This is a genomic window from Rickettsia endosymbiont of Culicoides newsteadi (genome assembly GCF_002259525.1).
In the GTDB taxonomy this organism is placed as follows: domain Bacteria; phylum Pseudomonadota; class Alphaproteobacteria; order Rickettsiales; family Rickettsiaceae; genus Tisiphia.
The window spans coordinates 1-9,970 of the sequence record NZ_MWZE01000044.1; the positions used below are offsets into that span (position 1 = coordinate 1).

Below are 9,970 nucleotides of genomic sequence, written 5' to 3' on the forward strand. Positions count from 1 at the left end.
CTCTTAAGAAAAATAAACCTTCCATAAATTGCAATTTCGACTTTCCTCTAAATTATAACCTTATCCCGAATTGACGTATAACCTAATCTAATTGGTAATTTTGTTGTCAAAACTCGTCTCCGTTCCTCACGTACATCTCAGTACGCTGCGGTACTCGACTTCGTTTTTCTTAAAAATTCCTCAATTATCTTTGGGTTATGCAAGAGGTCTAATCAAGTTTTTTGCAGAGCTTATAAATAGTAGGTTGTTCGAAGGAAATTTGAATATATCCGAGTCACAACATCTATTTTTAAACGCAAAATTTGTTATTCCCGCGTAGGCGGGAATCTAGCCCCCTGCTTTCGCAGGGGTGACACTAAGTTAAGCAGGGATGACAATTTATAACGTGGAAATTACAACTCTTTTGTTTATAGTCAATTTACCTGAATTAGTGCCGAATAAGCACCCATCATGCTGTCATTGCGAGACCATTTAATGGTCGAAGCAATCCATTTTGGTTACTTTTGTGGATTGCTTCGTCGGTCTGGCGACCACAACTGTTGAAAGTTAGAAGAGGAAGAGGTTTTAGACCGAATAGTTTAAAAGTCGTATGTGGTCAACGTCATTGCGAGAAAGACCGCAGGTCGACGAAGCAATCCATAAAAGTAACCAAAGATGGATTGCCACGACCACTACGTGGTCTCGCAATGACAGAAAACCTATCTAAAACCCGCTTTACCTTCTAACTTTCAATAGTTGTGGTCTGGCGACCTCCTCGCAATGACGAAGCAATGAGTTACTCGGCTAATACAGTTCCTATTATAGTGTTAAACCCACAATCTACATAATGTATCTCACCGGTAACTCCCGATGATAAGCTACTTAGCAGGTATAAAGCAGACCCTGCAACATCACTAGGCGAAATATTTCTGCGTAACGGTGAAGTAGCCTCATGGGAAGCGAGCATAGTTTTAAAATCACTAATACCGCTAGATGCTAGAGTTTTAATAGGTCCAGCTGATATGGCATTCACTCGGATGTTATTTGACCCCATATCAGTTGCAAGATATTTTACACTGCATTCTAATGCAGCTTTAGCAAGTCCCATCACATTATAATTACGAACCACCTTTTGGGAGCCATAATAAGTTAGAGTCAGGATACTCCCACCATCTTTCATCAAAGGTTCTGCACGCTTTGCCATAGCAGTTAGAGAATAACATGATATATTCATACTATTAAGAAAATTAGGTAATGTGGTATCTATATATCTACCTTTTAATTCATTTCGATCAGAAAAAGCTATAGAATGAACTAAAAAATCAAGCTTTCCCCATTTTTGTTCAATAAGTTTAAACAAATTATCAAGTGACTGTTCATCGGTTACATCACATGGAGCAACAAAATTACAACCAATTTCCTCAGCAAGGGGCTTAACGCGTTTTTCAAGCATTTCTCCTTGATAGGTAAGGGCTAAGTCAGCACCATGTTCTTTGGTCATTTGAGCAATAGCCCAAGATATTGATAAATTATTAGCGACGCCTGTAATTAGTCCTTTTTTACCATCAAGTAAACCCACAATTTGCATATATTCTCCATACTTTATAATTAGACCTTGCTCAAACAATAGCATTATGTATATTTTTGTAAATAACTTTTAAAATATAACCAAAGTATAACACTAATAATATATAGCACTAATGTTTTTATCCAAAATATTTCTACTTATTTCAGGTATGGTTAGCGGTTTAGTTTTTGCTCCAACTTTCTTCGTACCTGGGTTATTTTTCTTGGCACTACTATGTTATCAAGTACAAATTGCTAATAGTTGGCAAGAAGCCTCTATATTAGGCTTTATATTTGGTTTTGGGCATTTTTTAGTCAATATGTACTGGATTAGTATAGGGGTCACTGTTTATATTGATGAATTTTGGTGGGCGATACCATTGGCGTTATTTGGTTTACCAGTTATTCTTGCTTGTTTCATCGCTATAACCTGCGGTTTAGGGTTTTTAGCGAAGAATAATAATTTATATCAGTTTATATTTTGCCTTTATTGGGTATTTTTTGAATGGGTAAGATCATGGATATTTACCGGATTGCCGTGGAATTTACTTGGATACGCTTTTTCATTTTCCGATACTCTCATCCAGTCTTCTAGTATTATAGGAATATATGGTTTAAGTTTTATTGTAATATATATATCAACTAGTTTTTATCACCTATTTACTAAAAAATATAATCTATTAAAAATATTATTAGTGAATTCATTAATAATATTTTCTCTAATAACTTCCTACGGTTTATTAAGGCTACATAACAATCCTAGCGATTTCTCAAATATAAAAGTTCGATTAGTTCAGCCAACTATTCCACAAATTGCTAAATGGGACGTTGAAGAATTTTGGAAAAATTTAAATCTTCATATTGCATTGTCTGAAAAACCAGGTGACGTAGACCTAATTATATGGCCGGAGGCCGCTATGGTAGTACCATATGACTATAAACCAATCAAAAGGAAAATATTAAAGATGCTAGAAAATAAAAAGGCAATTTTAATTACTGGTGGTATAACAAATAATGGTAAACAGGGAGATGATTTTGAAATTTATACAAGTTTATACGCTTTAACAAAAGAAGGGGACAAATTATTTGAATATCATAAATCTCATTTAGTGCCATTTGGTGAGTATATGCCTCTTAAATGGATACTACCATTGAAGAAATTAACCCCTGGGTTATTAGATTATACTGAAGGAAGCAAACAATTGGTTAGTATTGATCAACCTGCTATAACCATAAAACCTCTTATTTGTTATGAAGCAATCTTTCCAAATCTCGTTCAAACGAGTAATAAACTTTCAGATGTGATTATTAACGTCACTAATGATACATGGTATGGAAACTCTTCTGGTCCATACCAACATTTACAAATTAGTCGTATGCGTAGTATAGAAAACGGTCTTCCTATGCTTAGAACGGCTAATAATGGTATATCGGCTGTAATAGACCCGGTAGGTAGAATTATTCAACAACGAACTCTCAATGAAGTAGGTTATATAGATAGTTTATTACCAAATAAGCTGAAATATGAAACTTTATACTCCCAATATGGCGATATATGTGCTTTATTAGCAATAATATTTATCTTAATTAGCTATAGTCAATTGATGAGAAGTTTGGGACGTCGTCACTCGTAGCTCGCCTATTACTTATAGGCGTCGCTCCATCGTTCCTAGCCTCAAATTCCCCTGAATTGACTATAAATGCTCAGTACCCGACAAAAAGATTAAGGAGAGGAAAAAAGAGTGGATAACGCCTAAACAATTGTCTATTTTTCACATTATATTACTTAGTGCTTTATAGTTTTTGTGCTATACTGTTTCTTAGGTACTAATAACTACTAATAGCAGCATATATATGGATAAAATAACTCCTCGCGTGGATTTAGCTTTCAAAAAGATCTTTGGTGTAGAAGAGAATAAGGATTTGCTGATATCTTTGATTAATTCTATCGTTGGACAAGAGGATCAAGTGTCAGATGTAACTCTGCTTAATCCATATAACCCTAAAAATTTTAAGAATGATAAACTGTCAATATTAGACGTTAAAGCCAAATCTGTTGATGGCAAAAGGTTCAATATTGAGATTCAAATTAGCGACGAAGCTGATTATGATAAGCGAGCTTTATATTACTGGGCTAAATTATATACTGAGCAATTAAAGGTAGCTCAGGACTATTCGACCTTAAGCAAAGCCATTGGTATTCATATACTTAATTTTACTTCTATTCCTAAAGTAGCTAAATATCACAATGTTTTCCATATAGTCGAAAAAGATAGTGGCTTGTTATATTTCAAGGATCTCGAATTACATACTATTGAGCTTAATAAGTTTACTGATAATTCTCATGAGGAATTAGCGGATATACTGAAAAAAGTAAAAGACTCTCTAGATATGTGGTTAGCTTTTTTAACAAGACATGACCTACTTAACAAAGATAATTTGCCTAAAGAACTGGACAACATTGCCTTAAAAAAAGCTCTAACAGTGCTAAATGTTATGAACTTTACTGACGAAGAAAGAGAGGCTTATGAAGGCCATCTCAAATGGCTGCGTATCGAAGCTAATACTATCAAGAAATTTGAGGATAAAGGTAGAGCGGAAGGCAAAGAGGAAGGTAGAGCGGAAGAAAGAATATCTATGGCAAAAGAAATGCTATTAAACAATGAGTTGATGGAAAAAATTATTAAATACACTAAGTTAAGTAAATCTCAAATAGAAAATCTAAAATGACTTACGATCTTCAAACTGTTACTGCTCTAAAAATCGACAATTGGTTAGACGTTATCCTCTCCTTAATCTTCTTGTCGTGTACTGAGCTATAAATGTCAATTTAGGAGGTAACAAGTTTTTATGCTATTCTTAGTCGGAGAGGCAATGAAACTAATTATATTAATTTGTTCGGTGAAAGTCGACGTAGTATTACTTAGAATAGAAAGCATTTGCTTTGATATTAGGTTATGAGGGTTTTGCAGTAATGCTCCAGATTCTCCAATATTCTTTAGCTCTCTAATAAAATCTAAAGGACTGTTATAGCTCAACTGAATATTTTCATAATCAACGATAATCTCTGTAAATCCTGCTTGTTGTAACAAAGGTGTTACGTGATCAAAATGTATAAAAGGGGAAACATGTTGGAAGTGAGGGCGATTTGTTGCTATTTCAGCTTCGATAAATTTCATTCGTAGTTCCGTTAGGCTGTTACCACCGATAAAATTAGCAATAAATAGACCATCTGGTTTTAAAATACGTTTTATTTGTGACAGAAAATTTTGTACATCATTGATCCAATGTAAACCTAAGGAAAAAGTTACTAGATCAAAACTAGCTGTTTCAAGAGGTAAATTTTCTTCATCAAGTAGCAATTTTGGATTATGCTCAAAGGATTGTAACATAGTATTAGATGCATTAGTCACTACAATTATAGCATAGTTATAGTTCTGCACTAATAGTTTTGTTAATTGACCAGTACGCCCCCCTAAATCTAGAATATGGGGAAATTTTTTATCAATAATACTCAAACGTTCAATAATATCTTCTGCTGCATGTTGAAAAAACCAACATTTAGCGATATTATGAATAACTTTTTCACGGTTAAATTTTAACTTATCACGATCAAATATAATTGTTACCTAAATCTAGCCAGCTCGTGGTAGTGCTACCATAATACCACTCTTATATTTCCTAATATTACTTACAAATGAAGATCTTCGTTTATTTGTTGAGGTCGTTGTAGCTATATTATTAGGGTAATTCCCACTATACATATTAACAGAATTTTTATACAAGTCCATATTGTTAGCAATCTTGATAACATCTTGTTTATATCTATAGCCAAGATCATGAGTAGCTGAATGGTAATAGGCGATGGCTTTGTGCCAACTACCTAACTGATCATATTTAGCTTTGAGAAATTTAGCACCATAAGCAACGTTTTGCTCAGGATCAAAAGCTTGATTTAAGGAGTTAAAAGCATCTGGATGGTGTCTTAGGTTAATTTGCATACATCCTACATCCATCTTTTCTTTGCCTTGAATAATTTGATTTTTTACAAAAGCTATCGCGTCTTTTTTAGTATTAAAATGATACCCTTTCCCCTCAACATTGACAGTCCAAGGCCAAACCACCATGATTTTATGTACAGTATGTTTTTTACCAGATTCTTTTAAAGCTATTGAGTGTAGGATATCAGGAGGAATTTGGTATATTTTTTCGAAGTAAGGAAACATCTTTGAACATTTATGTGATTCAGCAATTTCCGCATCCATATTAGCATATGAATATAAAGGAAAAAGGCAAAACAAATATAGGGCTAATATCAACCTAATGGACATAGTGTTATAACGTAATTTTACTTTGTCTTTGTAGCATATTAAAAATCTTTCTACAATACAAGTTATGCTTTAATACATAATATTGTCAGTTTGACTTAATATACGTAATATAGTGTACTTTTTTAGTATAAATTAATGAGAATATATTATGGCTATTTACACTAGTACTCAAGCACGAGCAAAACTATTTACCCTGATCAAAGAGACAAACGAAACACATGAACCAATCTACATAAAAGGAAAACATAACAATGCAGTCATCATATCAGAAGAAGACTACGAAGGATTACAAGAAACTCTGGCTATTTATTCTGTACCTAAATTAGTGGAATCAATACTTGAATCTAGTAACGAACCACTAGAAGAATGTATTAGCCATGAAGAATTTTGGAAGTCATGAGTTATATAGTCAATTTAGGAGAAGTTGATGCTAGGAGCGATGGAGTGACGCATAAACGTCAGTTTAAGAAAATGCGTAAGCAGGGGTCTAGATTCCCGCCTACGCGGGAATTACAACCTATGGATTGCTTCGTCGACCTTACGGTCTCCTTGCAATGACAGTTTCTCAATTATTGTTTTTTTAAACTGACGCTTATGTGGAACAACGCCTATAAGTGATAGGTGAACATTGAGCGACGACGTCGCCAACTTCTCATCAATTGACTATAGAATTTGAAAGCATGAAATATACCCCCTTATCGACATTTTTTATCACGGATGATTGACAAACATATTAAATTCAGATATATTTTGCTCTTAAATACCAATAATAAATTAGTAAAATTTATGACAAAATGTGTTAAAAAATCATTATTTGTTACAGCCGGTCTTGCTGTAATAGGTTTAGGGTTATTTTTTGGTAATCCTATCAGAGTTGAAGCTGCGGTTAAAGAAGGGCAAGCCTTTTCAGATTGGGTAGTTAAATGCACCACAAGTGCTGATAAAAAACGGATTTGTTTTTTAAATCAGGCTCTTAATTCTACTAAAGATGATAAACAACAGGTGTTGGCTATATATCAAATAGGCTATTTTGGTAGCGGTAAGGAAAGAAATTTAAAAATGATACAAATAATTCCTCCTGACGTTTCTGTTGCTCCAGGTACGTCTATTATCAGTTCCAAAAAATTAGTTGCTCCAGGTAAGTACGTTAATTGCACAAAAGATTCTTGCCAGGCTGTTGCTGATATATCAGACACTGATCTTAAAACCATTTTATCAAGCGATGGTAATCCTATTGTAGGTTTTATGAATTCAGCCGGTCAACAGGTAAATTTGCCATTTTCCACGAAAGGTCTTGAAGAAGGTTTAAAAGCTTTAAAATAGTAATTATCTTGAAGCAATCCAAAAAAGTTATTAAAAGATTACTTCGGAGGCTCTTACGCCCCTCGCAATGACGTTATCTGTCATTGCGAGACCACATAGTGGTCGTGGCAATCCATTTTGGGTCACTTTTTAGATTGCTTCGGAGACTTACACCCCCTCGCAATGATGTTTTTATAAAAAAGATAACTGCTATGGACAACTTCACCAACTTCTCATCAATTGACTATAGCTCAAAATATAATTAATTAGTTATTGCAGGTAGACTCCTAGGACAAAAACAGCAAAAAAAATCGTCCATTAAAGAGAAATATTTACAAAGCCGTTAATTGAGAAATATACCGATGTTAAACAAAACAACTAATTTGCCTGAAGGCTTTGAGTATCTGGATCAAATAGACCCGACTATAATACAACATATGATGTATTATAGTAATAATAATTTTATAGGAGAACAGATCAGGGGCTATAAAGCTCCTAGAGCTGTGCTAACTAAGGAAGCAGCAATTGCCCTAAAGAATGTTCAGCAAGATATAAAAAATGATAATTACTCTTTGGTAATTTATGATGCTTATAGACCCAAAAAAGCTGTGCAACATTTCGTTAGTTGGGGAGAGGATCATGTTGATCAAAAAATGAAAGAGTATTATTATCCGTATATCAATAAAACTGAAATTTTTCTGTTAGGTTATGTTGCTAAGCAATCACCTCATAGTCGTGGAAGTACGGTAGATTTAACTATTATTGAGCTTGGGAAACAATTACATACCAAGCCTAAAATGAGAAAAAGAATCACAAATGATGGTCGCTCTATACCTTATTTTGATGATAATACGGTTGACATGTATAGTTCTGTAGACCTTATGGATTCAGTATCTTGTCATGATAGTGACCTAATTGATCCACGTTACTTACAAAATCGTAATTATTTACGGGCAAAAATGAAAAAGCATAATTTTGAGGAATATTCTCCTGAATGGTGGCATTATACTTTACAAGACGAGCCTTATAAAGATCAGTATTTTGATTTTGACGTTGAATAATCAGCCCATCAATCAGCGTCATTACGCATAAACCCCATGACAATTTAAAAATTCCAGAAAAGTATAAAACGCTATTAGCGAGACCACTAAGTGGTCGTGGCAATCCACATTCATTAGATTGCTTCGTCGCTACTAAAGTAGCTCCTCGCAATGACTCTTAGCAATCAGCTTTTTTACTCATCATAAGGAAATAAATAAAAAATTGTAGGGTATGCACCTTAGGTGGCGTGGCAATACATAAATTGTTATTTCTGTGCTTTCTTGTTATCCTTGCTCAACTTAGTGTCATCCCTTGCGAAAGAGATGTCACCCCTGCGTAAGCAGGGGTCTAGATTCCCGCCTACGCGGGAATGACAACCTATGGATTGCTTCGTGACCTTACGGTCTCCTAGTAATGACGATTTTTCAATTATTACCTTCTTAAACTGCCACTTATGAGTGACAACGTCCTCAACTTCTCATCAATTGACTATAGCTCAAAATATAATTAATTAGTTATCGTAGGTAGCCTCCTAGAATCGCAAAAGAACCAGGAAATATTATCACTAAAAATATTTACTATCCCTAATAAGCAGTAGATTCACCCCCATCAAGTACAATATTTGAGCCATTTAGGTGTACAGACTTATCTGAAATTAAAAAAGATATTAAATTGGCTACATCGTCGGTATGCCCATATGATCTAAGAGGTATAGCAGCTGTGTCCAAAGATAGCTGTGCTTGAAAAGTGGTATTATTCAACTTAGCTTTTTCCTCAATTCTCTTTTTGTGATACTCAGTTAAAATTATACCTGGAGAGACTGCATTAACACGAATTTTACGAACAGCAAAGAATTGTACAAGGTTTTTTACTTCACCTATCCAAGCAAGCCGTAATACATTAGTATTCTGATAATTAGGCAAATAATTTTTAGAACTACTACCTGATATTATAACAATACTACCATTATTTTCGATCTTCTCTCCAAATATACGCACTACTTCAAGTGGAGCAATAAAAGTTTTTTGAAATTCTTCAGACCATTCTTGTGTACTTGGAAAACCATTTTTACGTAATGATGGTCTTGGACCAATCAGCACAACTGCTTTGAGTGATACTCCGTCTGTTTTATTTGCTGCAGCTTTAATAGTTTTAAAATCAGAAAAATCTATTTTTAGTGTTTCAACTTTTGTACTTGGATATTTTGTTTGTAACTTATTTTTGAGAGATTTTAATTTTTTCTCATTTCTGCCAGTGATTAATAAATTATATCCTTCTGATGCCAGAGATAAGCAAATTGCCTCTCCAAATGCACCAGTTGATCCAGTAACTAGCACTGCACTACTTGAACTATCAGCAATAGTATAAGTTGAAAAACAAAATATTAATGTAAAAATAGTAATAAAAATTCTCATATAGCTATTAATTATTCCTTATTAAAGGAAAAAATATACTACAAAGTAATTATGAATCAATAATTTTTCCTGGTTTTGTCGCATCTATAAAAAATGACTAAATTTCTCCTTGAAAACCGCATGGCTTCGTTATCATTTTCTATGATTTTTCATTAGCAACCTATAGGGAATTTATTTTAGCAATGGTATATTATTACGAAGTCAACTATTTACAAAGTAAATTACCTATTATAAAGGCAAATATAGTCATGTATGGACCTACCCGATAATGCAAGAAAAAAATAATATATAACAGCAAAAAAATCGAATGCAGTCATGTATCCGGCTTATAGTTAA

General features: G+C 33.8%; 10 protein-coding genes. 6 read left to right on the forward strand and 4 right to left on the reverse strand.

Going from position 1 to position 9,970, the window contains the following annotated elements; translation table 11 throughout:
* Positions 1-775: 775 nt before the first annotated feature.
* On the reverse strand, positions 776-1,567 hold the full coding sequence (locus tag RiCNE_RS04080) for an enoyl-ACP reductase FabI (RefSeq protein WP_094649350.1): 792 nt from the start codon (positions 1,565-1,567) through the stop codon (positions 776-778).
* A gap of 112 nt (positions 1,568-1,679) precedes the next feature.
* On the opposite strand from RiCNE_RS04080, the gene lnt reads away from it, so the two are divergent.
* Both lnt and RiCNE_RS04095 read left to right on the forward strand, forming a co-directional pair.
* Positions 1,680-3,179, forward strand: a complete 1,500-nt coding sequence (gene lnt, locus RiCNE_RS04085; RefSeq protein ID WP_094649342.1) for an apolipoprotein N-acyltransferase — start codon at positions 1,680-1,682, stop codon at positions 3,177-3,179.
* A 220-nt stretch (positions 3,180-3,399) separates the two neighbouring features.
* Complete coding sequence (locus RiCNE_RS04095) at positions 3,400-4,275, forward strand: Rpn family recombination-promoting nuclease/putative transposase (protein ID WP_094649343.1); 876 nt, start codon at positions 3,400-3,402, stop codon at positions 4,273-4,275.
* 95 nt (positions 4,276-4,370) lie between these two features.
* Here RiCNE_RS04095 and RiCNE_RS04100 read toward each other — a convergent pair whose 3' ends face one another.
* Positions 4,371-5,114: a methyltransferase domain-containing protein gene (locus tag RiCNE_RS04100; protein WP_275656738.1), complete on the reverse strand. Its 744-nt coding sequence runs from the start codon at positions 5,112-5,114 to the stop codon at positions 4,371-4,373.
* Positions 5,115-5,180: 66 nt separating this feature from the next.
* Positions 5,181-5,876 carry a lytic transglycosylase domain-containing protein gene (locus tag RiCNE_RS04105; RefSeq protein WP_094649345.1) on the reverse strand — a complete coding sequence of 232 codons (696 nt, stop codon included), beginning with the start codon at positions 5,874-5,876 and terminating at the stop codon, positions 5,181-5,183.
* A gap of 148 nt (positions 5,877-6,024) precedes the next feature.
* On the opposite strand from RiCNE_RS04105, the gene RiCNE_RS04110 reads away from it, so the two are divergent.
* The 4 genes from RiCNE_RS04110 (at position 6,025) to RiCNE_RS04120 (ending at position 8,239) form a co-directional block, all read left to right on the forward strand.
* On the forward strand, positions 6,025-6,276 hold the full coding sequence (locus RiCNE_RS04110; RefSeq protein ID WP_094649346.1) for a type II toxin-antitoxin system Phd/YefM family antitoxin: 252 nt from the start codon (positions 6,025-6,027) through the stop codon (positions 6,274-6,276).
* Positions 6,273-6,434, forward strand: a complete 162-nt coding sequence (locus RiCNE_RS07520) for a hypothetical protein (protein ID WP_157905673.1) — start codon at positions 6,273-6,275, stop codon at positions 6,432-6,434. The genes RiCNE_RS04110 and RiCNE_RS07520 overlap by 4 nt, the downstream gene beginning before the upstream one ends.
* Before the next feature lie 228 nt (positions 6,435-6,662).
* Positions 6,663-7,199: an invasion associated locus B family protein gene (locus tag RiCNE_RS04115; protein WP_157905674.1), complete on the forward strand. Its 537-nt coding sequence runs from the start codon at positions 6,663-6,665 to the stop codon at positions 7,197-7,199.
* A gap of 341 nt (positions 7,200-7,540) precedes the next feature.
* A complete protein-coding gene (locus RiCNE_RS04120; RefSeq protein WP_094649348.1) occupies positions 7,541-8,239 on the forward strand; it encodes a M15 family metallopeptidase in 699 nt (232 codons plus the stop codon).
* Positions 8,240-8,803: 564 nt separating this feature from the next.
* Here RiCNE_RS04120 and RiCNE_RS04125 read toward each other — a convergent pair.
* Positions 8,804-9,634 (reverse strand): SDR family oxidoreductase, encoded by an 831-nt coding sequence (locus RiCNE_RS04125; RefSeq protein WP_094649349.1) that lies wholly within the window; start codon positions 9,632-9,634, stop codon positions 8,804-8,806.
* Positions 9,635-9,970: the final 336 nt, after the last annotated feature.